The sequence below is a fragment of the Desulforhopalus sp. genome (assembly GCA_030247675.1).
Classification (GTDB): Bacteria; Desulfobacterota; Desulfobulbia; order Desulfobulbales; family Desulfocapsaceae; genus Desulforhopalus_A.
Genome location: JAOTRX010000004.1, coordinates 275,119 through 297,533 on the forward strand (window position 1 = coordinate 275,119; position 22,415 = coordinate 297,533).

Sequence of the window (22,415 nt, forward strand, 5' to 3'; positions counted from 1 at the left end):
AAGAAGAGAAGATGTGCATTTCCCACTACGCTCTTCGCAGTATCCCCATTAGCGGGCGGATGATCAAGGCTGGTAGTGGAGGGGAAGGGGGTATTGCATGTTGCGGGAGGTAGTGGAGATAGACCTTCCGAAGAGCTTGGGAGACAAGGTTTTTCAGAGAGGTTTGGCGAATGTCGAAGACAACCGTAATAATTCCCACCCTCAATGAAGAGGATAATATTGACCTTTTGCTGGAACGGATCTTTCGGGCGCGTCGCCTCCGGGATCTGGATTTCGACGTACTGTTTGTCGACTCGGCCTCCCAGGATGCCACCTGTGAAAAAGTGCGTGCCTGGATGGACCACGAGCCGGTGCGTTTGCTGAGGCGTGATGTCAACCTGGGTCTTGCCGGAGCAGTCATTGCCGGAGCGAAGGCAACTGCCGCAACCTGGGTGCTGGTCATGGACGCCGACCTCAGCCATCCGCCGGAGATGATTCCCGACCTGCTGGAACCCCTTCTCGCCGGAACCTGCGACATGGTTATCGGCAGCCGATATGTAGCCGGCGGAGCTACACCTGATTGGCCGTTGTCGCGGAGGATTTCCTCGCGTCTGGCCACCTATCCTGCCCTGTTGTTCTGCGATGTCCACGATCCTCTGGCGGGTTTTTTTGCAGTCGAGCGCTGGCGGCTTACCGATTTGCCGGGGCCCGTCCCCGGTTTTAAAATAGGCTTGGCGGTGCTCGCCGAATATTGTCAGGAGATGCGGGTCAAAGAGATCCCGGTGGTATTTCGAGATCGTGACTACGGGAAATCAAAGATGGATAGCAGGATTATCCTGCAATATCTGCAGCAACTCCTTGTCCTTGGCGGACGCTGTCTGGCGAAGAGGCGGGCTGCACCTTGAATCGGGTGACGGCGCGCCTAAAAACCTTTCGCTAGAATATTTCTTTAAGAATTATAGATTGTTGTCGTTATCAGCAAGTTTTTTGGGGTCGAGCAGGGCCTGCAGTTCCTCCCGGGAAAGATCAGTCTCCTCAAGGGCCACTTCGAGAATTGGCCGTTTGTCCCTTTGGGCGATCTTGGCAATTTCCGCCGCCTGCATATAGCCGATAATCGGATTAAGCGAGGTCACCAGGATTGGATTGAGAACCAGTGCCTGGATGTACACCTCTTTATTGACGATCATGCCGCTTATGGCTTTTTCACCGAGCGATTGCATACTTCCGGCAAGGAGTTGCACCGATTCAAGAACTTTTGCCGCAGCGAGTGGCAGCATGGTGTTCAGCTGGAAGTTACCGCCCATGCCCGTCAGGCTGATCGTCGTGTCGTTGCCGATGATCTGGGCGCAGGCCATACACACCGCCTCTGGGATAACCGGATTGACCTTGGCGGGCATGATGCTTGAGCCGGGCTGGAGACTTGGCAGGCGGATTTCCGCCAGTCCGGTGAGCGGGCCGGAATTCATCCAGCGCAGGTCGTTGGCGATCTTGCTGAGGGCGATGGCTGCGGCCTTCAGATGTCCGGAGAATTCAACAATGGTATCGAGGCTGCTGAGGCCTTTATACAGGGAGGGGGCCTGGGTAAAGGCAAGGCCCGTCGTCTTGCTGAGATTGGCAATGGCCAGAGAGGCAAACTGCGGATGGCAATTTACCCCTGAGCCGACTGCCGTCCCGCCGAGGGGAAGCCTTTGCAGCCGGGGCAGGGCGCCTTCGATCCGTTCAGCGCATTCATCAATCTGCGCCGCCCAACCATCGGTTTCTGCCCGCAGGCGAATCGGCAGGGCGTCCATGAGATGGGTCCTGCCGGTCTTTATCACCCCGGCATGGGCGGTCCCGAAGGCGCGAATGGTCACCGCCAGTTCCTTTATGGCCGGCAGCAGGGTGCTTGTCGCGGCAATGGCCGCCGACATATGCAGGGCGGTAGGGATGACATCGTTGCTGCTTTGACCGAGATTGACATGGTCATTGGCCGAGAGTTCTACGCCTTTCTGGCGGATGAGCCCGGCAATGACCTCATTGACATTCATGTTGGTGCTGGTTGCCGAGCCGGTTTGGTAGATGGGTACGGGAAACTGGTCGAGGGGCCGTTGCCGCAAAAGCTTGCCGACTGCCTCTTCAATAAGTTGGGCGTGGTCACCGGCAAGAAGACCGAGTTGCCGGTTGATTTTGGCGGCTGCCGCCTTAATGAGAAGGACCGCCTCGATAAAGGCCCAGGGCATAGGCTGCCGGGAGATGGTGAAGTTGCGGGTGGCCCGTTCGGTTTGGGCGCCGTAGAGAGCCCGTAACGGCACCTCAATCTCGCCCATACTGTCCCGTTCTATCCGGTATTTTTCCTTGGCCATGGGAGTCTCCTTTTTCGGTTGTCCATTTTTCGGCACCTGGGCTTGTGACGACTGAAATAACATGCAGCGAGTCCAGTCTTGTTGATACCTTAAAAATTCGTACCTTGCTTTTCAAGGAGGAATCTGCTGACGATTGGTGTTTGCCAAAAGGGAGCGGCGAGAAATGCGGGGATGAGGAAGGATGGGGGCGGGTGAGTGCTTTGGCCCGTTGCTCGATTCAAGCAATTCGAGCAACGGGCCGGGAAGGCTTATTTCTTCCAGAGGCCGTGCAGATTACAGTAAGCGCGAGCGGTAACGCCGTCGGCTGCAACCGGGAAAAACGCCGTCGGCTTATCGTTTGGTTTGAGGAATTGACGGTACACCAGGTCGCCGGCAATGAGCTCTATCCACTCGATAAAATGGGCGTCGGTCATCGGGTGTTCAACCGTTCCGACGGTCACTTGCCAGCCGCCATCTTTTTTGGCCAATGCCGGGACGTGCTTTTCCACAGCCGCATCCGTGGTGTTCTCGGATTGGATGGTCATGGTCTTGCCGCAGCACATCATCTCAGCACCACCGGCAGTCAGAACCTCGACTATATTTCCACAAACTTCGCACTTATACACTGCCATTTTCTTCGCCATGCGTTTTCCTCCAGGTATATGGTTGGTTTTTGGTTGCCTTGCGATCTGTCCGCTGTTGGCCTCCGCAGGTAACGTGTGCAGCTTATTCACAATAATCCGCCGGTGCTTTGGGGACCCTCGCCGACTTCACCCGCCTAAATTAATCACGTATGGCGATGGTCGCAAATTATTTGCGCAATTAAAAGAGAAAAGTTCTCAAATGACGGTATAAGTCTTGGAAAAGGTTATGAAGAACCTTTTCTTGCTGGAAAGAGTGTGCTACTGTTTTTGGATCGTAGCCGGGAGGTGACCCGGATCATTACCCGCTGGAGCAATCTAGAAAAACGAAGGTGTTTGAAGTCAGTAAACTTAAGGAGATAGCGTACACATGAAAGACATCAGCAAAGCAATCATCGGCATAGCTCTCTTGCTCTGTGGAACTGCCGCAAACGTTCAGGCCGCGCAGTATGACCATGAAGTAAAAGAAAAGAAAATCACCTTTGCCTGGAAGGTTGACGGCGACAAGCTGGCGGTAAAATTGGCGGCGGAGACGGATGGTTGGGTTGGTGTAGGTTTTAATCCGAGTAAGGACATGAAGGACGCCAATTTTATCCTGGGCTATGTCAAGGATGGTGAGGCAAAGATCATCGACGAGTTCGGTGACAGCGAATATACCCATGCCTCCGACGAAAAAGCCGGCGGCACCAGCGATGTAACTCTCGTGGGAGGCACCGAGGCCGGCGGAATCACAACCCTTGAGTTCACCTTGCCGCTGAAATCAGCCGACAAGCATGACGGTGTGATACAAACCGGCGGTGATACCGTCGTCCTTCTTGCCTACGGCGCCGGACGTGACAGTTTTAAAAGCAAGCACACCTATCGAAGTGCGCTAAAGATCAATCTTGCCTCCGGTGCTTCCAAACCGGCAAAATGATTGGAGCCTCCCGGTGAAGGTTTCGTTCAGAGCTCTGGTCATTATATCGCTCCTGGTTGTGGCGCTTGGCGCGGCGCATCCGGACGCCCTTCTCTGGGCACATGGTGGCGAAGAACATGGGGCGGACGCTGCAGAGATCCTCAGTGGAGAAGGGAGTCTCGACCCTTCAGAATGGGTGGCTGAAAAAGCCGGGCAATATCTGCCTCTTGATCTGCAATTCACCGACGAATCCGGGCTCCCCATTCGCCTTGACGCCATCATTGACCGGCCGACCATCATCCTGCCCACCTATTACTTCTGTCCGAATGGCTGTAGTCTTAATCTGGCCAATCTGGCCGGGGCGGTGGGCGGCATGACCGCCCGCTCAGGCAAGGATTACCGGGTTATTGCCCTCAGTTTCAATGATGTCGAAGGCCCGAAAGATGCGGTGCGGGCCAAAAATAACTACCTGAAACTTCTGCCCGAAAATTTTCCTGCTAGCGAGTGGCGGTTTCTTACCGGCAGCAGTGAGGCGATCAAGGCAGCGACCGACGCACTTGGTTTTCGTTTTCAAAGGCTCAATGATCAGACCTTCATCCACCCGGCGGCGCTGATGATTGTCGCCGCCGACGGCAAGATCATTCGCTACGTCTATGGTTCTTTTGTGGCGGGAGATATCGATCTCGCCGTGTCGGCCGCGGCAAGCGGTACACCGATCATGTCGGTGCGGCGGCTGCTCGGCTTTTGTTTTAATTACGATCCGCACGGGAAGTCCGGATTGATCACGACGGTGAAGATCATTGTACTGATGGTTTTTGCCGGTATTGTTATTGGGGTTTTTCTTTTTTACCGACGCAGGGGCCGGGGAGTTGCTACAGCTGACAAGGCCCATAGAGGGCCTTGAAGGTTTCCGGCGGATAGAGCTGTGTTGAGCAGCTTGTCTGCAGAAACGAAACCAGCTCTTGCGGTATACCGACAGGATACGCAAACATGACGGCAATACCATCCTTTTATCATCAATCCGCTCCACCTGGACTCACCGGAATACGGGCCTGGCTCTTCACCCACGACCATAAGCGCCTTGGCTTGATGTATCTCGGGGCGGTTTTCTTCTGGTTTACCGTCGCCATGATTCTCGGACTTCTTCTCAGGACGGAGTTGATGGGGCAGGGTCGCACCATTATGAGTTCCGGGATGTATAACTCCATCTTCACCCTGCATGGGGTGATCATGATATTTCTCTTTGTTATTCCTGCTATTCCGGCGATATTCGGTAATTTTTTCCTGCCCATCCAGCTTGGAACAGACGATGTCTTCTTCCCGCGCCTGAATCTTTTCAGCTGGTATCTGTTTATGTTTGGCGGTCTTTTCGCCATCGTCTCACTTTTTGCCGGGGACGGTTTCCCCGATACCGGCTGGACCTTTTATGTGCCGTTTAGTGTCCAGAGCAGTTCCAGCGTCGGTCTTACCGTGACTGCGGCCTTTATTCTCGGCATGTCGTCGATGCTCACCGGCTTGAATTTTGTCACCACCTTCCATCGCATGCGTGACGACAAAATGGGCCTCATGCAGATACCGCTGTTTACCTGGTCGCTGTATGCCACCGCCTGGGTGCAGATTCTCGCCACACCGGTCATCTCGATTACCTTTGTCCTGGTGGTGCTGGAACGGTTTCTGTCTATCGGTCTTTTCGATCCGGATAAGGGCGGCGATCCGCTGCTGTATCAGCATCTGTTCTGGATGTATTCCCATCCGGCGGTATACATCATGATCCTGCCGGGTATGGGGGTTGTCTCCGAGATTATCCCGGTCTTTTCCCGGAAATCGATATTTGGCTATAAGGCCATCGTCTGGTCGTCGATGGCCATCGCCATTGCCGGTTCCCTGGTCTGGGCGCACCATATGTACACCAGCGGCATGAGCGATGTTTCGGTTTTTGTCTTCTCTTTGTTGACCTTCCTGGTGGCAATACCGTCAGCCGTCAAGGTTTTCTCCTGGGTGGCGACAATGTACAAGGGGTCGATCGAGATGACCCCGCCGCTTCTCCTGGCGCTGATATTCATCTATCTTTTCAGCGTCGGTGGCCTGACCGGCTTGGTGCTTGGCGCGGTCGGCACCGACATCCATGTTCACGATACCCACTTCGTTGTCGCCCATTTTCATTTTGTAATGTTCGGCGGCACCGGTTTTGCGTTTTTCGCCGCCCTTCATTTTTGGTGGCCGAAGATGTTCGGGGTCATGTATACCTTCCGGGCCGCGTATATTGGCGCGGTGCTGACGGCGGTGGGCTTTTTATTTCACTACGTCCCGATGCTGATCCTCGGTATCCAGGGAATGCCGCGCCGCTATTATGATTATCTGCCGCAATTTGCCACCGGCAATTTCCTGGCCGGATTTGGCGGCTTTATGCTCTGTCTGGGGATCGTGATTATGTTTGCCAATCTGCTTGTCAGCCTTCGCCGGGGTGTTCAAGCTCCCGCCGACCCGTGGGGCGGAACGACTCTCGAATGGAAGATTCCTTCACCACCGCCGCTGCACAATTTTATTGATGAACCGCAGATATTGGATTTCCCCTACGATTTTCGAGGGGTAGGTGAACAATCATCCAAGAATGGCCGGTGAGGGGACTATGCGCTCGCAGGTAGACAGGGTTGGCATCAAGATCGGCATGTGGCTGTTTCTCTATTCGGAGATTATTCTTTTTGGCGGCTTGTTCGTTCTTTATGCTGCCTACCTCCACAGATATCCCCAGTCGTTTGCCGTCGGCGGCAAGGAACTCAACCGGGTCATTGGGGCCTTGAATACAGTGGTTTTGCTGGTTTCCAGTTTCACCGTCGCCGCCTCCATTACCGCCATTCAGAAAAATTCCAGGAAATTGACGATTGGCCTTCTTCTTTTTTCTATATTTTGCGGAGTTATATTCCTCGTTAATAAATATTTCGAATGGGGCGCAAAGATTCAGCACGGGATCTACCCCAATTCAGAGACCTTAGTGAGCGGGGAACCTGGACTGAATATCTTTTTCGGTTTGTACTATGTCATCACCGGCTTGCATGGCCTCCATGTCATTATCGGCATGGTTCTTCTCGCCATAAGTACCGTCCTGGTGTGGCGAGGCAAGGTCGATGGTTCGAGATTATCGATGCTCGATAACTCCGGTTTGTATTGGCATCTGGTTGATCTTATTTGGATATTTGTCTTTCCCTTGTTTTACCTGGTGTTGTAGGGCAAGGAAGGACTGTCTTGTGGAGAAAATTGTTGTGGATACTCAGCATACGCACCATGTTCTCAGTTACACCCAGCTTGCCCTTGTCCTGGGTATCCTGCTGGTATTGACCGGGGTTACCGTTGGAGTTTCCTACGTCCACCTGGGTTTTTTCAATGTCCCGGTGGCCCTCGGTATCGCCTGCCTCAAGGTGACCTTTGTCTTACTCTTTTTTATGCATTTGAAGTATGAAGGCCGGATCATCATCCTGTCTTTTATTGGCACGGTAAGCTTTCTCTTCATTATGATCGGCTTCACCTTCTGGGATGTGGCATTCAGGTAACAGGCGGAGACTCTTATGACCCCGGTACAAGGTGTAGATCTGGCATTTTGGTATATCCTCGGGATATCTGCGGTCCTGCTGACCGGCATTACGGTGGTGATGGTCTACTTCGTCGTAAAATACCGGCGGAGCAGCAATCCACATCCTGCCGATATCCGCGATAACTACAAGCTGGAGATCATCTGGACCATCATTCCAACCCTTATCGCCCTGTCCATGTTTTATGTCGGCTGGCATTCCTATATGGGCCTCCGCACGGTGCCCGCCGATGCCATGCAGGTCGAGGTGTCGGCCCAGATGTTTTCCTGGCTTTTTATCTATGATAACGACAAGGAAGTACTGAACGAAATTGTTGTGCCGGTGGGAAGGGCAATCAAGTTGAATATCACCTCGGTTGATGTCCTGCATAGCTTCTATCTGCCGGCATTTCGGATCAAGGTGGATGCGGTGAAGGGGATGAAGACCTATGCCTGGTTCCGGGCCGACGAGATTGGTGAATACGATATCCAGTGCACCGAGTATTGCGGCACAAAACATTCAGCGATGGTTGCCAAGTTGAGGATCGTGCCGCAGAAGGAATTCGACGAGTGGCTTGCCAAGGAGGAGGACTGATTCGAGGTCTTTATTGTACGGCTGTTGCCTCCTGTGGCTGGTCAGCCCTCATTGCCAGGCTGCGCCTGGCCAAAACCCCCCTGTGTTTGCTGGTCGGTGTCGCCACCGTTTTTGGGGCGATACTTGCCGAGCCAGTTTTCTCGCAACAAATGCTCATCGTCGCCGGAGGTGTCTTTCTGGTTGCGACCGGTTCGGCAAGTCTCAACTCGTTGCAGGAACACGGCCTCGATGGCGCAATGATCCGGACCAAGGGTCGTCCCTTGCCCTCCGGCAAACTCACCCGCGCCCAGGCGGCATGGCAGGCTGCGGTCCTCATTGCCCTTGGACTGCTCCTTGTAGTGACGCACAGCGAGAATCGCCTGGCAGAGCTTATGACCCTTGCCGCTGTCCTTCTCTACAACTGTGTCTATACGCCCTTGAAGGGAAAGACGGTGCTGGCCATCGTTCCCGGCGCTCTTTGCGGCGCCCTGCCTGCCTATATCGGTTGGCTCACTCATGGCGGGGATCCGGATGGACTTGTCGCTATCCTTCTCGTCGTCCTCTTCGTCCTTTGGCAGATACCGCATTATTGGCTGGTTCTCCTGAGCTATCAGGAGGATTATGCCGCCGGAATTGTTCCCAATTTCCTCAGCCAGTTTCGAGAGAATACCCTTGAGCGGTTCTTTGTTACCTGGCTCGGAGCGCTTGTGGTGATTATGCTGATGTTTGCCGCCTTCCCATATTCACTGTCGAGTTGGGTGCGTTGCCTTATAGTTGCAAATGCTCTCATTTTGCCAGGGCTGGCGTATTACTGGTTGAGGTGGCGAAAGAGAAGAAAATTTCGACTGCTCTTTATTGCACTCAACTGCTTGCTTCTTAACCATATGGTAATTCTTGGTGGCGGCCGAATGCTCGCCAACGGCTTAATTTTATAGGGCTAATCCGAAGTATTTTCTTCAAATGAAGGGAGGGTGGTATGAAAATCGATTGGGCGTATATGCGCAAGGGCTGAACCTCTTGCAAAAACGCATGGGCTGCGTTTGCCGGAAAAGAGGTGACGATCATTACCGAGGTGGATGCGAAAAAGCAGTCGTATCCAGGGGATGCGGCATGGCAGGTTATTGCCGGCGCTGAGAAGGTCTATGTCGCAACGGGGAAAAAGGTCATTGAGTTTGACCCGGCTACAGCCGACAAAGAGGCTCTGCAGAAGAAAATAACCGGGCCGAGCGGCAATCTCAGGGCCCCGACCCTGCGCTTGGGAAAGGTTTTTTATGTCGGTTTTCATCCGGAGATGTATGCCGGCATTGCCTAATTGTTGAGGGCCGGAAAGAAGGGGCAAGCCTTCACCGCCGGAGAAAGGGTGCAATAGTGACTGGCCAAAAGAATCCCCATGACGGTCGCATCTGCGCTACCGTCATGGGGATTCTTCGTGGCTTGGGCAATCATCTTAGACCGGCCATGTGGGTACGGGCCGGCCAGCAAGCCCATCACATCTTCGAGAAAGCCTCTTTCTCGGCGCCGCAGATTGGGCAGACCCAGCTTTCCGGGACATCTTCCCAGGCCGTTCCGGCGGCAACTCCATTATCCTCATCACCAACAGCTGGATCATAAACATAACCACACGGGCATTCCCATTTTTGCATCGTCGTCTCCTTTTAGTTAAAAATACATTTAATAGTAATCATTCCTACATGATCGTAACTATAGCAGCTCACCGGCAAGAGTCAATAGCAAGGCGATGAAAAAGGTCTGAGCCATAGTGTAAAAAATGGTCGGTGAGCCCTGGATATATTTCTCGTACGGCGGATGAGGATCGTCTGGAAGGGACTCATGGCGATAGACCATGAGTCCCGGGCGGCATTTTTTTATTCAGCTGGTGCTGCGGCCGCAGAGGGTTTGCTGCCGCCATCGCTTTGCTCGGAGGGGTTTGTTGTTAGCGGAGCAAGGCCATAGGCAAGCCGTACCTTGGTGTCGATCTCTGCACACATCCCCGGATTGTCGATGAGGAAACGTTTGGCGTTCTCCCGGCCCTGGCCAATTCTTTCTTCCTTGTAGGAGTACCAGGAGCCGCTTTTTTCAACAATCTCCAGATTTGCCGCAAGATCGAGCAGGTCACCGATCCTGGAAATTCCCTCGCCATAGATGATATCGAATTCGGCCTCTTTAAAGGGCGGGGCAACCTTGTTTTTAACGACTTTGACCTTGGTCCGGTTGCCGATGATATCGGTTCCCTCTTTAATCTGGCCAATCCGTCTGATATCAAGGCGTAGCGAGGAATAGAACTTCAGGGCGTTACCGCCGGTGGTGGTCTCGGGATTGCCGAACATGACCCCAATCTTCATGCGAATCTGGTTGATAAAGATGAGGACCGTATTGCTGCGGTTGAGAACCCCGGTGAACTTGCGCATGGCCTGCGACATCAGCCGGGCCTGCAGGCCTACATGGGCATCACCAACATTGCCGTCTATTTCCGCCTTGGGGACGAGGGCGGCCACCGAGTCGATGACGATAACGTCGACACCGTTTGAGCGGATAAGGATCTCGGCAATCTCCAATGCCTGCTCGCCGAAGTCCGGCTGGGAGATGAGCAAGTTGTCGATATCAACACCGAGACGTGCGGCATAGCTGGTGTCAAGGGCGTGCTCGGCGTCGATAAAGGCGGCGGTACCGCCCATCTTTTGGGCCTCGGCGACGACTTGCAGGGCTAAAGTGGTCTTGCCGGAGGATTCCGGGCCATACACCTCGGTGATCCGGCCCTTCGGCAGGCCGCCCACGCCCAGGGCGATATCAAGGCTGAGGGCGCCGGTGGGAATCACCGGCACATTTTCGGTCTCTTTTGAGCCGAGGCGCATAATGGAACCCTTGCCGAACTGGCGCTGGATCTGGCTGATGGCGTTATCGACGCTGCTGACTTTTTCTTTTGCTGGGGCTACTGCCATGATGTTCTCCAATATAAAAAGGGATTAATCGGTTATGAAACAAGGTTGCTGCCTACTCTACACTGCTCATGCCATAAAAACCTTACCGTCGCGGATATTTCAGCAAGATTGTTGATGATGGGGCTATTCAATTTTCTGCAAGAGATACTTCCTGATGAGGTCAAGGCCACTTTCTGCTGTAATTTCTCGTATTTGTTCCCTGTCACCGCGAAAATGAAACTTGGTCACCCAGTTTTCCTCAGCGGTGGCGATGGCGATATACACGGTGCCGACTGGCTTATCCTTCGTGCCGCCTCCCGGGCCGGCGACGCCAGTGACAGCCAGGGCGATGTCGGCACGGCTGCGGCTGCGTATGCCGACGGCCATGGCCTCGGCGGTTTCCCTGCTGACCGCCCCGTGCGCCGCCAGCAGGTCCGGAGAAACCCCCAGGTATTCGGTTTTCAAGCTGTTATCATAGGCAACAACCCCGCCGAGGACATACGACGAGCTGCCGGGGATATCGGTGAGTTTTCGGCAGATAAGCCCGCCGGTGCAGGATTCAGCGACAGCGAGTTTATGGTGACGGTCAAAGAGGAGTTTGCCGACGACCGTTTCCATATTGTCCCGGTCAAAACCGTAGATCGAATCGCCGAGAACGGTGTTGACCGCTTGACACGATGAGTTGAACAACTTCTTGGCATTGTTTGTTTTTTTGTCACGAACGGTAAGGCTGAGGTGGACCTCGGGAAAGACCGGGTAGTAGCCGATATGGACATCTGGGCTGAGGTCGAGGGTGTTGATCCGCCGGTTGACCTCCATCTCCGGCAGGCCGAAGATGCGAAATACCCGTTGATAGGTTGTCAGCTTATGGTCCTTTTGCCAGGTCGACAGTTTGGGCAGCACCTGTTCCACCAGGAGGTGCTTCATTTGGCTGGGGATGCCCGGCAAGAAAAAAATCGGTTTGTCGTCGTGAATGAGCTGATAGCCTGCCATCTGCGATTTCGGACTGAGGGCCTCCGCCCCCGACGGCAGCCAGGCGAGTTTTTCCAGCTGGCTGACTGGGGTGCTGGTGATCTCGTCGAGGTGGGTGCGGATGTTGGAAAGGATCTCCAGGTTGGGCATGGTCGGCCGGTTGAGGGCCTTCGAAACCGCCTCATTGGTGAGGTCATCGTCGGTTGAGCCAAGGCCGCCGGTGACCAGGACTGCATCGGCGCGGCTGAGGGCCTGCTTCAGGGCGTCTCCAATGAGACTGGGGGTGTCGCCGATGGTGTTCATGCCGTAAATCTCATAGCCGGCTTCAAACAGATTGCGGGCGGCAAAACTGCTGGTGGTGTTGAGGATTCTTCCCGAGGTCAGTTCGTCGCCGATGGCAATGATTTCAATTTTCATGGTGAGCAATTTCTCCGAGGACAGAGCTTTCCAGCAGTTCGAGGAGTTTGACCGGCACGACCTTGTGCAGCAGATCGTCAGGTCCGGGAAAGGTGACGGCAACATAGTTGGTGGTAAAGCCCTTCAACATGCCGTTTGCATCGCGGCGGCCCTCAATGAGTACAGGCCAGATACGGCCGAGTTGACTTTGCCAGAAGGCAGCTTTCTTGGTGTCACTCAGTTGCCTGAGAATTGCCACACGCTGTTCTTTAACTTTCTTTGCCACGTGTCCGTCGAATCCCGCCGCCTTGGTGCCGGGGCGAATGGAGTAGGGGAAGACATGGAGGTAGGTGCAGTCAAGGGACTGCAAAAAATCCTTGGCCGCGGCAAAATGGTCGTCGGTTTCGCCGGGGAAGCCGACGAGGATATCGATGCCGATGGCGGCATCTGGCAAATATTTCTTGCAAAGATTTATAACCTGCCGAAACTGCTCGGTGCTATAGCGTCGTCCCATACGGGCAAGGATCTGGTCATGACCGCTCTGCAGGGGGATGTGCAGGTGCGGCTGGATGTTTTTTCGCTCGGCCATCAGGCCAAGGAGGGTGGCGTCAATCTCTAGCGGTTCCAGGGAGCTGATGCGGTAAGCGACATCCGGGGTGGTACGGGTCAGTTCGTCAAGGAGGGCGACCAAGCCAGGTTTTTCCGGGAGATCGCGGCCATAGTTGCCGAGGTGGATGCCGGTGAGGACTATCTCTTTATGCCCTTCGTTGGCAAAGACCTTTGCCTGGGCTATAACCTCGGCCATCGGTAAACTACGGCTTGGCCCTCTGGTGAAAGGGACGATGCAGTAGGTGCAATAGCTTTCGCAGCCGTCCTGGATGCGCAGGTAGGCACGCACCCGGTCGCCGAAGCGGCGTACCGGCAGACGGCAGATTTCTAATGCTTCCGCGATATTGCCGAGGAGAATCTTTGGCGCGGCGGATGAGCCAGCGAGGGCCTCGTCAACCAGCTGGTCTTTTTTGCTGTTACCGATAAGGGTATAGGCTCTGCCTTGCAGCTCTTCGTCTGCGGCCAGCTCACTGGCGGCGATCTCGGCATAGCATCCGCAAATAATTATCTCTGCACCTGGATTCTTGCGCAGGGCTTTATGGATCGCCTGGCGGGACTGGGCCCCGGCGCTGCCGGTGACGGCGCAGGTATTGATGACGACGATGTCCGCCTGGCCATTGCGGGCGACTACGGTCAACCCGGCGTCCTCAAAGCCGGCCTTGAAGGCCGCCGACTCGTATTGATTGACCTTGCAGCCGAGAGTGGTGATCAGGACCTTCTTCATTTGGGTGCTTTCCCGGAGTGGATGATGCCGGAGCCGAGAAGCTCATCGCCGTCGTAGACCACGGCAAACTGGCCGGGGGTGATGGCCCGCTGCGGGTCGTCAAAAAGAATTTCGCCACGACCGTCCTCCTGCAAAACCAGACGTGCTGCCGAGCCCTGATGGCTGTAGCGGATGCGAACCGTATACATCATGTCGGTATCGGGTGGGGTTCCGGCCAGCCAGTGAAAACCTTCAGCCAGGATGCGGTTACTCATAAGATCCTGGTTGGTGCCGACGATGACGGCGTTTTGCGCGACATCAAGGCCAACGACATAAAGAGGTGCCTCGGCGGCAATGCCCAGTCCCCGGCGTTGGCCGATGGTATAGCGAAACAGACCGCGGTGGTTGCCAAGTCGTTTTCCCGAGGTCGAGAGGATCGGCCCGCCGGTTTCCTGTGAGGGAGCGAGGTTCTCAAGATACTCGCCGATCTCGTTATTCTGCAGAAAGCACACATCCTGACTTTCCAGTCCCCGAAAATCATCAAAACCGTATCCCTGAACCAGTTGATAGGTACTTTCCTTGGTTTGTTGCCCTAGAGGGAAACGAATTTTTGCCAACTGTTCCTGGTTGAGGCGCGAGAGAAAGTAGCTTTGGTCTTTTCTTTGGTCAAACCCCTTGAACAGGCGATGAATTTTTCCGTCTTCAATGATCCTGGCGTAATGGCCGGTGGCCATTGCCGTCATCCCGGCATTTGTCATGGCATCCATGAACAGGCCGAATTTGATCTCGCGGTTGCAGATCACACAAGGATTTGGTGTGAGCCCCTTGAAATAGCTGCCGGAGAAATAGTCCAGAACCTTTTCGCTAAAGGGTAGGCGCAGGTCGATGACGTGCAAGGGGATTCCCAGGCGGGCGGCAATGGTTCGCACCCGTTCCTCATGCGCCGCATAGTTAGGCTGGGCGAGGTGCATAAAAAAGCCCTCGACCTGGCAAGTCTCTTTGAGGAGAAGGGCGCAGGCGGTCGAGTCGACGCCGCCGCTCATGGCTATACCAATCCGTGTATCTTTCACTCTTGTTGTTGCAATCCCGAGCCTTGTGCTCTATGAAAGGGCTTGAAAAAGTATCCTTCGTACATACAAGTCGATTACCGCCGCAATTTAGGGAAAACCCCTGCGGCACCCGGTCTGAGCCGCCGCTGATTGCAGGAGAACAGGCCGGAAAAATAAGCCTTCACAATACTCGACCATGAAAAAAAATGAAAGCGGCAATGGCCGGACTCCAGCCATGCCAGAGCTGCTGGCACCGGCCGGAACCTATGAGAAACTGGTGACCGCCGTGCATTACGGGGCCGATGCCCTGTATCTTGCCGGTAAACGATTTGGCCTGCGCGAGAAGGCCGGCAATTTCACCGACGAGGCCCTCCGCGAGGGAGTTGTTTATGCCCACGAGCATGGCGTAAAGGTGTACGTGACGGTCAACATCTTTGCCCATAATAGCGACCTCGAAGGTCTTGAGGAATATCTGCTGTCTCTGCGGCAACTCGGCGTTGATGGCCTGATCATCGCCGATCCGGGGATCCTCAGCATAGCGCGTAGGACCGTGCCGGAGCTGCCCATCCATCTTTCCACCCAGGCCAATGTCACCAATGGTCCGGCGGCCGCCTTCTGGCTTGGGCAGGGGGCTGTCCGGCTGAATCTTGCCCGGGAGCTGTCGCTTGCCGAGATTCGCCAGATCCGGGCGCAAACGGCTGCCGAACTGGAGGTCTTTGTCCACGGCGCCCTGTGCATTTCCTATTCGGGGCGGTGCATGCTTTCCAACTACATGACCGGCCGGGACGCCAATCGCGGCCACTGTGCCCATCCCTGCCGCTTCAGTTATGCCCTCGTTGAAGAAAAACGGCCCGGCGAATATTTCCCAGTGGAAGAAGATGAACGCGGCACGTACATCTTTAATTCGAAAGACCTTTGTTTGCTTGAGATGCTGCCGCAGCTGGTGGCCGCCGGGATCGATTCCCTGAAGATTGAAGGGCGCATGAAATCGATATTTTATGTGGGCGGCGTGGTGCGAGTGTATCGGGCTGCCCTTGATTACCTCAAGGGGCTGCCGGTTGAGGCCTGGGATGATCCGGCAGCGATTCGTCTGCCCGCCGAATTTATGGAGGAGATCCAGCGCACCGGCACGCGGGGGACAACCGAAAATTTTATCACCGAGCGGCCGGGGAGTTCTGAGATGATTTATCTGTCCTCCCGGGCAACGCAGAGTTACGAGCCGGTGGCGGTAATTCTTGAGCCTGGCAGCAGCCTCTTGGTCGAGCTGCGCAATCAGGTTCTGGTTGGCGAGGAAGTGGAGTATATGGACCGGGGCATTGGTGTACAGCTGCTCACCATAACCGCCTTACGTGATAGCGAGGGGAATTCCCTTGATAAAGCCAATCCGGGTAATCGGGTAGTTCTGGTGACGGAGCCGGAGATCTCGCAGGGCGAGGCCAACGGCATTCTGCGGCGAAAGAAGCTTTGATTTGGGAGGGAAGAGCGGCAGAACAGTGAGGGCTACGCCCAGAAACAAAACAGGCGGCAAAAGCTCTTCACTTAGCCGCCTGTTTCGTGTAACATCACGAATAAATTACATATTATTCATTTTCGCTATTTCTTTCTGCCAGAAGGCCGGGCCGGTCTTATGGACCGCCTCACCGCTTGCATCAACTGCCACGGTCACCGGCATATCCTCAATCTCAAACTCGTAGATTGCCTCCATCCCGAGATCGGCAAAGGCAACAACCCGGGATTTCTTGATTGCCTTGGAAACCAGATATGCGGCACCACCGACGGCCATGCAGTACACGGCTTTGTGGTCCTTGATGGCCTGAATGGTTGCATCACCGCGTTCCGACTTGCCGATCATGCCAAAAAGACCGGCCTTTTCCAGCATCATATCGGTGTATTTGTCCATACGGGTAGAAGTCGTTGGTCCGGCAGGCCCGACCGCTTCGTCACGCACCGGATCGACCGGGCCGACGTAATAGATAAAGCGGCCGTTGAAGTCGACTCCCTCCGGTAAGGGTTGGCCATCGGCATACAGTTGCTGAATGCGCTTGTGGGCGGCATCACGGCCGGTGAGTATCTTGCCGTTGAGGAGCAGCGTCTGGCCGGCCTTCCAGGTGGCGATCTCTTCCTTGGTGATGCCTTCGAGGGACACCCGTTTTACCGAGTCACCGGCCGCAAGGGAGATGTCCGGCCACTGGTTGATGTCCGGTGGAGTTAGCTCTGCCGGGCCGCTGCCGTCGAGGACGAAATGGGTATGCCGGGCGGCGGCGCAGTTGGGGATCATCGCCACCGGCAGGGAGGCAGCATGGGTCGGGTATTCGGCAATCTTTACATCAAGGACGGTGGTAAGGCCACCCAGGCCCTGGGCGCCGATGCCGAGGTCGTTGATCGCCTTGTAGATTTCCAGGCGTAACTCCTCCAGTTTGTTGGCAGGTCCACGTTCGATCAGTTCCTGAATATCAATAGGTTGCATGAGGGATTCTTTGGCGAGGAGCACCGCCTTGTCGACGGTGCCGCCAACGCCGATGCCGATGATGCCCGGTGGGCACCAGCCGGCGCCCATGGTCGGAACGGTCTTCTTGACCCACTCAACGATCGAGTCGCTGGGGTTGAGCATGACCACCTTGCTTTTATTTTCTGATCCACCACCCTTGGCGGCGATATGCACCTCTAACTTGCCGCCGGCAACAATCTCGGTGTAGACCACCGCCGGGGTGTTGTCCCGGGTATTCTTCCGGTCGGTCGCCGGATGGGCGACGACGGATTTACGCAGGGTGTTGTCAGGATGGCTATAGGCCCGGCGGGCGCCTTCATCGACCATTTCCTGAATCGACGTATCGGTATCAAATTTACAGTCAGTCCCGATCTTTATGAATACATTGACAATTCCAGTGTCCTGGCACATCGGGCGTTTGCCGATGGCGGCCATCTTCGAGTTGATGAGGATCTGGCCGATGGCATCCTTGGCTGCCTTGTTTTGTTCCCTTTGATAGGCGAGATGCATTGCTTTGACAAAATCCAGGGGATGGTAGTAGGAGATGTATTGCAGGCTGTCGGCAATGGAATCGATAAAATCATTTTTCTTTATGATAGTCATGGTAATCCCTTAATGAAGTTGAAGGTTTAGCAGATCTCTGAGGGCTCATCATTCACCGGTGGATAATAGCTCCCTCTCCCTTACCGGTCAAGCCATAGTGTATGGAAAAACCGGAAAGCTGGCGTTTCCTTGGTAGCTTTTTCATGCGTTTCTCGAAAATTCAGTGTATTCTGTGGGTTTCCCGGCGGATTATGCCGCTGGTTCAGGGCCTTTAAGGTGACTAGTCGATGGAAAAAGAAACCGAAATTGTCAGGTTGGATAAATGGTTGTGGGCGGCGCGTTTTTATAAAACCCGCGCCCTTGCCAGCCAGGCCGTGGCCGGGGGCAAGGTTCATGTCAACGGCAATCGGGGCAAGGCTTCGCACAGTGTTGTGGTGGGCGACAAGCTTGTGCTGACCATCGGCACCATGGAGTTTCATCTTACCGTACTGGCAATCTCCAAACTGCGACGACCAGCCCCGGAGGCGCGCCTGTTGTATGTTGAGTCGGCGGAAAGCATTGCCGCCCGGGAGGAGCAGCGGGACCTCAAAAAGATGCTCAATGCCGGTTTTACCGCCCCTGCCCAGAAACCCGGGAAGCGCGATCGTAGAAAGATTCGGTCATTTACCAGAAACGATTGATTGGAACTGACCTTACATTCCACGCAGATGGTTGGTGGAGAGGAGCAGTTCCATAACCACAATTTGAAGAACCGAAAGAGAGACAAACATGCACAAAATAGAACGAGCGTTGATAAGCCTCACCGACAAATCCGGCATCGAGGGTTTTGCCAGCGAGCTGGCAGGGCTTGGCATTGAACTGCTTTCAACCGGCGGGACGGCGAAGAAACTTCGAGACGCGGGTCTTGCGGTACTGGACGTCTCAGAATTCACTGGATTTCCGGAGATGCTTGATGGCCGGGTAAAGACCCTGCATCCCAAGGTACACGGCGGCATTCTCAATCAACGGGCCAATGACGATCACCAGAAGCAATGCGCCGCCCACGGCCTGCGCAACATCGATCTTATCGCCGTCAATCTTTATGCCTTTGAAAAGACCGTCGCCAACCCCAATTGCAGCCTGGCCGATGCCATTGAAAATATCGACATCGGCGGGCCGACCATGCTCCGCGCCGCGGCCAAAAATTTCCACGATGTCACCGTTATTGTCGATCCCGCCGACTATCCGCAGGTGCTGCGGGAGATCAAGGCCACCGGCAATACGTCTCTCAAGACCCGGTTCGCTTTAATGAAAAAGGTTTTTGCCCTGACGTCGGTCTACGATACCGCCATTTCCAGATGGCTGGAGCAGGTTGATGTCGCGGCAAACAGCTACTTTTCCGGAGAATAAACCATGCTGAAGATGGCCGTATTATTGTCGGGCAGCGGACGAACTCTTGATAACTTCCATGAGCGAATAGAAAAGGGCACACTCAAGGCCCAGATTCAGGTGGTTGTCGGCAACGTCGAGGGCGTGCTTGGGCTGAGCAAGGCCGAAAGATACGGCTATCCGGCCTTTTACCGGCCCGATAATCAAGGTATCAATAAGGTCTTGCAGGATTATGATATCGATATCGTCGTTCTCGCCGGCTATCTGAAACTCTATACCCCACCTCTGAAGCTTGCCCGGGCGGTGATCAATATTCATCCTGCGCTTATTCCGAGCTTTTGTGGTGACGGATTTTACGGGCACCACGTGCACAGCGCCGTCAAGGCCCGTGGCTGCACGGTGAGCGGCTGCACGGTCCATTTTGCCAATGCGCAGTATGACCAGGGCCCGATCATTTTGCAAAAATGTGTCGAGCTTGCCTACGAAGACGATGTCGACACCATCGCTGACAAGGTGTTTGCGGTTGAGTGTCAAGCCTTCCCCGAAGCGATCAACCGAGTCGATGAACGGGGTATTGATTTCTTTTGGGAGAGGGTGCGAGGTGCTGTATGAGTAAAAGAGTTATTATGTCGGCCCATGATATCGATCTGGCCATTCAACGGATTACCTTGCAGATCCTCGAAAAGAACCACGGCGGCGGCTCCCTGGCAATAGTCGGCATTCATACCTGCGGCGTTTATGTGGCCAAGCGGATCCATGCTGCCATACAGGGGCAGGTGAGTGAAAACATTTCCTTCGGATCGCTGGATATAAACCTGTACCGCGATGACTGGAGCTTGATCAGTCAAAACCCGGTGGTCAAGACCACCGAGATCTCCTTCGATGTCGATAATACCAATCTGATCCTTGTCGACGACGTTATCTTTACCGGCCGGACCATCCGTGCCGCCATGGATGCCATTATGGACTACGGTCGCCCCCAGACCATCCAGCTGGCAGCCCTCGTTGATCGGGGGGGCAGGGAACTGCCGATCCAGCCCGATTTCACCGGAATGACTACGGCAATTCTGGCAAACGAACGGATTAAGGTGCTGCTAAGTGACCAGGGCGCGGATGGCGAGGTCATCATCGAAAGCTGATGGCGGCCGTCGAACTCCTCGCCCCGGCCGGAAGTGTCGAAACCTTCCGGGCTGCCTTGGACAGCGGCGCCGATGCCATCTACGTCGGCGCCCCCGGCTTGAATGCCCGCAATCTGGCGCGCGACCTGCGCCTTGAAGAAATCGGCGCGATGATCCGCTCCTGCCACCAGTTCGGCAAGAAGCTCTTTGTCGCTGCCAATAGCCTCATCCTTGAAAAAGAGCTGCCGCTGGTCATCGAAAATCTGGCGCTGCTTCAGGAACTCCAGCCGGACGGCCTGATTGTTCAGGATCTCGGGATTATCCAGCTGGTAAAGAGCGCTTTCCCCAAATTGAAATTGCACGCCTCAACCCTGATGCTCGCCCACAACTCGGAGGCGGTTGCCTTTCTCGCGGGCCTTGGCTGTCAGCGGGTGGTCCTTGCCAGGGAACTCACCCTGAAGGAGATAACGGCGATTGCTGCGCGCCGCGGTGACACCGAGATTGAGGTGTTTATCCATGGCGCCATGTGCTTTTCCTATTCCGGCCTTTGTCTGTTTTCATCGTACCTCGGCGGCAAAAGCGGGTTGCGCGGTCGTTGTGTCCAGCCGTGTCGGCGGGCCTACAGCGAGGCAAGCCAGAAGGGTCGCAGTCATGGCAAAAAGGATGATCCTTCCCGGTATCTTTTTTCCATGAATGATCTCAGTGGCCTGGACGTCTTGCCTGCCCTGCTGCAGACCGGCATCACCTCTTTGAAGATTGAGGGACGGTTACGTTCGGCCCACTATGTGCAGTCAATCGTTGGGGCCTATCGTCAGGTGCTTGACGCCGCCCCGGAGGACCAGGAAAGGGCCATTGCCAAGGCAAAGCAGCTGGCCGACAGGGCGATGAGCCGTAAGACCTCGTCCGGTTATTTTTTCTCGCCCCAGCCGGCCGAGGCGATTACTCCCTATCATTCCGGTAATATGGGGGCACACCTCGGTCGTTTTACTACCGTGAAAACGGCGGGGGATGAACGGATCTGCAGATTCGTTCTGAAGGGTGATTTGTGTGTCGGCGACAGGCTGCGCCTGCACCTGGAGCCCTCGGGCGAGCGCACGCCGTTGCGGGTGAAGGCCCTTTTTGTTGCAGGGAATGAGCAGGACCAGGCCACTGTCGGCCAAAAGGTGTCGATTGCCTTGCCGACAGGGTTCGAGGTGGCTCCCGGTGGTCATGTTGAGGTGTATAAGATCGACAGCGCGGGAGGCGGCCTTGGTAACTCAGGCTTTTTGCCGACGGCGGAAATCGCCAGGGAACTGGCCGGGGTACGCAAAAGGCTTGGGCGAACCATCCAGCAGATAACCGCGAAGGTCTGTGGCACCGGCGAGGTGGCTGAAAGTCCCGTCGAAGAGCATAAAGGCGAAAAGGCTGGCAAGCTCCACGGCCGTGCCACGCCGAAAAAAGGCCTCCCCATGGAATGGTGGCTGAAAATCGATTCGGTCAAGACGCTCCTTGGCGACCTGCCGCCATCGCTTGCGCCCGACCGGTTTCTTGTCAATTTTGATAAGCAGATTCTCAGCCAGGCAGGGAAGATTAAGGGCAGCCTCGGTCGAAGGGCGCGCATGGTAATCTGGGCCTTGCCGCCGATCATTATGGAAAATGATCTTCCCCGCTATCAAAAACAGATCGCCGTGCTGGTGCGCACCGGTTTTCGGAGCTTTCAGATTGGCCATGTCAGTCAGGTAGCGCTGTTTGGCGGTGAAAAGGTCCAGCTCTTTGCCGATTACACCATGAATCTGCTTAACAGTCAGGCTCTCGCTCTGGCCGGTGGGCTTGGGATCTCCAAGGCCCAGGCGGCAATTGAGGTAGATCGCCAGGCGCTTACCGATCTTCTTGCCGACAAAGGGAAGAAACCGGTCGGCGACGGTGACTACCGCGCCACAGAGCGCTCCATTCCCATCGGTTTGACGGTTTATGGCGCGCCGGCCCTGTACACCTCGCGGCTTGCCGCCAGCCATTTCCATTTTGACCGGCAGATAAAGAGCCCGAAAGACGAGGGCTATATAATTAAAAAGATGGATGGCTGTACCCAGACCTTCCCGGAAAAACCATTTTCCTTGCTGCCCTATCTCCAGGAGCTTCGCGAGCTAGGGGTGGGTTATGTGGTGATCGATGTGTCAGGCGGCCGGGACTCGAAGAAGAATCTCCAGGAATTACAAGAACGTCTCGCCAATTCAGGACGCTATGGCAAGCTTCCCACCTTTAATTATCTCGGGACGCTTTTGTAGCTCCGTTTCCAT

23 protein-coding genes and 1 pseudogene are annotated in these 22,415 nt (G+C 55.1%); 15 read left to right on the forward strand and 9 right to left on the reverse strand.

Annotated features, from left to right (window positions below):
• Positions 1–170 precede the first annotated feature (170 nt).
• Positions 171–884: a polyprenol monophosphomannose synthase gene (locus tag OEL83_10735; protein MDK9707514.1), complete on the forward strand. Its 714-nt coding sequence runs from the start codon at positions 171–173 to the stop codon at positions 882–884.
• A 51-nt stretch (positions 885–935) separates the two neighbouring features.
• Here the strand turns inward: OEL83_10735 and OEL83_10740 are convergent, their stop codons facing one another.
• Complete coding sequence (locus OEL83_10740) at positions 936–2,321, reverse strand: class II fumarate hydratase (protein MDK9707515.1); 1,386 nt, start codon at positions 2,319–2,321, stop codon at positions 936–938.
• A gap of 248 nt (positions 2,322–2,569) precedes the next feature.
• Positions 2,570–2,944: a desulfoferrodoxin gene (locus OEL83_10745; protein MDK9707516.1), complete on the reverse strand. Its 375-nt coding sequence runs from the start codon at positions 2,942–2,944 to the stop codon at positions 2,570–2,572.
• A 367-nt stretch (positions 2,945–3,311) separates the two neighbouring features.
• Between OEL83_10745 and OEL83_10750 the strand changes: the two genes are divergently transcribed.
• From OEL83_10750 to OEL83_10785, 8 genes and pseudogenes are all read left to right on the forward strand, one after another.
• Complete coding sequence (locus tag OEL83_10750) at positions 3,312–3,857, forward strand: DOMON domain-containing protein (GenBank protein ID MDK9707517.1); 546 nt, start codon at positions 3,312–3,314, stop codon at positions 3,855–3,857.
• 13 nt (positions 3,858–3,870) lie between these two features.
• Positions 3,871–4,740 carry an SCO family protein gene (locus OEL83_10755; GenBank protein MDK9707518.1) on the forward strand — a complete coding sequence of 290 codons (870 nt, stop codon included), beginning with the start codon at positions 3,871–3,873 and terminating at the stop codon, positions 4,738–4,740.
• 86 nt (positions 4,741–4,826) lie between these two features.
• The gene (locus tag OEL83_10760) at positions 4,827–6,458 is read left to right on the forward strand and encodes a cbb3-type cytochrome c oxidase subunit I (protein MDK9707519.1); all 1,632 of its coding nucleotides are present in this window, start codon (positions 4,827–4,829) and stop codon (positions 6,456–6,458) included.
• Positions 6,430–7,062 (forward strand): cytochrome c oxidase subunit 3 family protein, encoded by a 633-nt coding sequence (locus OEL83_10765; protein ID MDK9707520.1) that lies wholly within the window; start codon positions 6,430–6,432, stop codon positions 7,060–7,062. Before OEL83_10760 ends, OEL83_10765 begins: the two co-directional genes overlap by 29 nt.
• Before the next feature lie 34 nt (positions 7,063–7,096).
• Positions 7,097–7,384 carry a cytochrome C oxidase subunit IV family protein gene (locus tag OEL83_10770; GenBank protein MDK9707521.1) on the forward strand — a complete coding sequence of 96 codons (288 nt, stop codon included), beginning with the start codon at positions 7,097–7,099 and terminating at the stop codon, positions 7,382–7,384.
• A gap of 15 nt (positions 7,385–7,399) precedes the next feature.
• Positions 7,400–7,996, forward strand: a complete 597-nt coding sequence (gene coxB, locus OEL83_10775) for a cytochrome c oxidase subunit II (GenBank protein MDK9707522.1) — start codon at positions 7,400–7,402, stop codon at positions 7,994–7,996.
• On the forward strand, positions 7,972–8,910 hold the full coding sequence (locus OEL83_10780) for a UbiA family prenyltransferase (protein MDK9707523.1): 939 nt from the start codon (positions 7,972–7,974) through the stop codon (positions 8,908–8,910). The genes coxB and OEL83_10780 overlap by 25 nt, the downstream gene beginning before the upstream one ends.
• Before the next feature lie 92 nt (positions 8,911–9,002).
• Positions 9,003–9,287 (forward strand): annotated as a pseudogene (locus tag OEL83_10785) (ArsC family (seleno)protein).
• Here OEL83_10785 and OEL83_10790 read toward each other — a convergent pair.
• The 6 genes from OEL83_10790 to mnmA all read right to left on the reverse strand — a co-directional run bounded on the left by OEL83_10790 (position 9,284) and on the right by mnmA (position 14,643).
• Positions 9,284–9,421 carry a hypothetical protein gene (locus tag OEL83_10790; protein ID MDK9707524.1) on the reverse strand — a complete coding sequence of 46 codons (138 nt, stop codon included), beginning with the start codon at positions 9,419–9,421 and terminating at the stop codon, positions 9,284–9,286. The pseudogene OEL83_10785 and the gene OEL83_10790 overlap by 4 nt on opposite strands.
• Before the next feature lie 41 nt (positions 9,422–9,462).
• Positions 9,463–9,618 carry a rubredoxin gene (locus OEL83_10795; GenBank protein ID MDK9707525.1) on the reverse strand — a complete coding sequence of 52 codons (156 nt, stop codon included), beginning with the start codon at positions 9,616–9,618 and terminating at the stop codon, positions 9,463–9,465.
• Between the two features lie 222 nt (positions 9,619–9,840).
• Complete coding sequence (recA, locus tag OEL83_10800) at positions 9,841–10,914, reverse strand: recombinase RecA (protein MDK9707526.1); 1,074 nt, start codon at positions 10,912–10,914, stop codon at positions 9,841–9,843.
• 123 nt (positions 10,915–11,037) lie between these two features.
• Positions 11,038–12,282, reverse strand: coding sequence for a CinA family nicotinamide mononucleotide deamidase-related protein (locus tag OEL83_10805; protein ID MDK9707527.1), 1,245 nt, complete (start codon positions 12,280–12,282; stop codon positions 11,038–11,040).
• Positions 12,272–13,594, reverse strand: a complete 1,323-nt coding sequence (gene mtaB, locus OEL83_10810; GenBank protein ID MDK9707528.1) for a tRNA (N(6)-L-threonylcarbamoyladenosine(37)-C(2))-methylthiotransferase MtaB — start codon at positions 13,592–13,594, stop codon at positions 12,272–12,274. Before mtaB ends, OEL83_10805 begins: the two co-directional genes overlap by 11 nt.
• Entirely contained in the window at positions 13,591–14,643 is a 1,053-nt protein-coding gene (gene mnmA, locus OEL83_10815) for a tRNA 2-thiouridine(34) synthase MnmA (protein MDK9707529.1), read from the reverse strand. The genes mtaB and mnmA overlap by 4 nt, the downstream gene beginning before the upstream one ends.
• Before the next feature lie 175 nt (positions 14,644–14,818).
• On the opposite strand from mnmA, the gene OEL83_10820 reads away from it, so the two are divergent.
• Positions 14,819–16,090 (forward strand): U32 family peptidase, encoded by a 1,272-nt coding sequence (locus tag OEL83_10820; GenBank protein ID MDK9707530.1) that lies wholly within the window; start codon positions 14,819–14,821, stop codon positions 16,088–16,090.
• A 105-nt stretch (positions 16,091–16,195) separates the two neighbouring features.
• Here the strand turns inward: OEL83_10820 and OEL83_10825 are convergent, their stop codons facing one another.
• Positions 16,196–17,713 carry a fumarate hydratase gene (locus OEL83_10825; protein MDK9707531.1) on the reverse strand — a complete coding sequence of 506 codons (1,518 nt, stop codon included), beginning with the start codon at positions 17,711–17,713 and terminating at the stop codon, positions 16,196–16,198.
• A gap of 227 nt (positions 17,714–17,940) precedes the next feature.
• Between OEL83_10825 and OEL83_10830 the strand changes: the two genes are divergently transcribed.
• The 5 genes from OEL83_10830 to OEL83_10850 all read left to right on the forward strand — a co-directional run bounded on the left by OEL83_10830 (position 17,941) and on the right by OEL83_10850 (position 22,403).
• On the forward strand, positions 17,941–18,333 hold the full coding sequence (locus tag OEL83_10830; protein MDK9707532.1) for a S4 domain-containing protein: 393 nt from the start codon (positions 17,941–17,943) through the stop codon (positions 18,331–18,333).
• A gap of 88 nt (positions 18,334–18,421) precedes the next feature.
• Positions 18,422–19,042 (forward strand): IMP cyclohydrolase, encoded by a 621-nt coding sequence (locus tag OEL83_10835; GenBank protein MDK9707533.1) that lies wholly within the window; start codon positions 18,422–18,424, stop codon positions 19,040–19,042.
• A gap of 3 nt (positions 19,043–19,045) precedes the next feature.
• Positions 19,046–19,633 carry a formyltransferase family protein gene (locus OEL83_10840; GenBank protein MDK9707534.1) on the forward strand — a complete coding sequence of 196 codons (588 nt, stop codon included), beginning with the start codon at positions 19,046–19,048 and terminating at the stop codon, positions 19,631–19,633.
• A complete protein-coding gene (gene pyrR / locus OEL83_10845; GenBank protein MDK9707535.1) occupies positions 19,630–20,160 on the forward strand; it encodes a bifunctional pyr operon transcriptional regulator/uracil phosphoribosyltransferase PyrR in 531 nt (176 codons plus the stop codon). The genes OEL83_10840 and pyrR overlap by 4 nt, the downstream gene beginning before the upstream one ends.
• The gene (locus OEL83_10850; GenBank protein MDK9707536.1) at positions 20,160–22,403 is read left to right on the forward strand and encodes a U32 family peptidase; all 2,244 of its coding nucleotides are present in this window, start codon (positions 20,160–20,162) and stop codon (positions 22,401–22,403) included. Before pyrR ends, OEL83_10850 begins: the two co-directional genes overlap by 1 nt.
• The last annotated feature ends 12 nt before the right edge of the window (positions 22,404–22,415 follow it).

Excerpts from the sequence above, each read along its gene's own strand:
- OEL83_10840 (MDK9707534.1), top strand. The coding sequence starts at position 19,046 with ATGCTGAAGATGGCCGTATTATTGTCGGGCAGCGGACGAACTCTTGAT.
- OEL83_10740 (MDK9707515.1), bottom strand. The coding sequence starts at position 2,321 with ATGGCCAAGGAAAAATACCGGATAGAACGGGACAGTATGGGCGAGATT.
- recA (MDK9707526.1), bottom strand. The coding sequence starts at position 10,914 with ATGGCAGTAGCCCCAGCAAAAGAAAAAGTCAGCAGCGTCGATAACGCC.
- mtaB (MDK9707528.1), bottom strand. The coding sequence starts at position 13,594 with ATGAAGAAGGTCCTGATCACCACTCTCGGCTGCAAGGTCAATCAATAC.
- OEL83_10825 (MDK9707531.1), bottom strand. The coding sequence starts at position 17,713 with ATGACTATCATAAAGAAAAATGATTTTATCGATTCCATTGCCGACAGC.
- OEL83_10835 (MDK9707533.1), top strand. The coding sequence starts at position 18,422 with ATGCACAAAATAGAACGAGCGTTGATAAGCCTCACCGACAAATCCGGC.
- OEL83_10750 (MDK9707517.1), top strand. The coding sequence starts at position 3,312 with ATGAAAGACATCAGCAAAGCAATCATCGGCATAGCTCTCTTGCTCTGT.
- OEL83_10795 (MDK9707525.1), bottom strand. The coding sequence starts at position 9,618 with ATGCAAAAATGGGAATGCCCGTGTGGTTATGTTTATGATCCAGCTGTT.
- OEL83_10790 (MDK9707524.1), bottom strand. The coding sequence starts at position 9,421 with ATGATTGCCCAAGCCACGAAGAATCCCCATGACGGTAGCGCAGATGCG.
- coxB (MDK9707522.1), top strand. The coding sequence starts at position 7,400 with ATGACCCCGGTACAAGGTGTAGATCTGGCATTTTGGTATATCCTCGGG.
- OEL83_10850 (MDK9707536.1), top strand. The coding sequence starts at position 20,160 with ATGGCGGCCGTCGAACTCCTCGCCCCGGCCGGAAGTGTCGAAACCTTC.
- OEL83_10735 (MDK9707514.1), top strand. The coding sequence starts at position 171 with ATGTCGAAGACAACCGTAATAATTCCCACCCTCAATGAAGAGGATAAT.
- OEL83_10830 (MDK9707532.1), top strand. The coding sequence starts at position 17,941 with ATGGAAAAAGAAACCGAAATTGTCAGGTTGGATAAATGGTTGTGGGCG.
- OEL83_10760 (MDK9707519.1), top strand. The coding sequence starts at position 4,827 with ATGACGGCAATACCATCCTTTTATCATCAATCCGCTCCACCTGGACTC.
- OEL83_10820 (MDK9707530.1), top strand. The coding sequence starts at position 14,819 with ATGAAAAAAAATGAAAGCGGCAATGGCCGGACTCCAGCCATGCCAGAG.
- OEL83_10745 (MDK9707516.1), bottom strand. The coding sequence starts at position 2,944 with ATGGCGAAGAAAATGGCAGTGTATAAGTGCGAAGTTTGTGGAAATATA.
- pyrR (MDK9707535.1), top strand. The coding sequence starts at position 19,630 with ATGAGTAAAAGAGTTATTATGTCGGCCCATGATATCGATCTGGCCATT.
- OEL83_10805 (MDK9707527.1), bottom strand. The coding sequence starts at position 12,282 with ATGAAAATTGAAATCATTGCCATCGGCGACGAACTGACCTCGGGAAGA.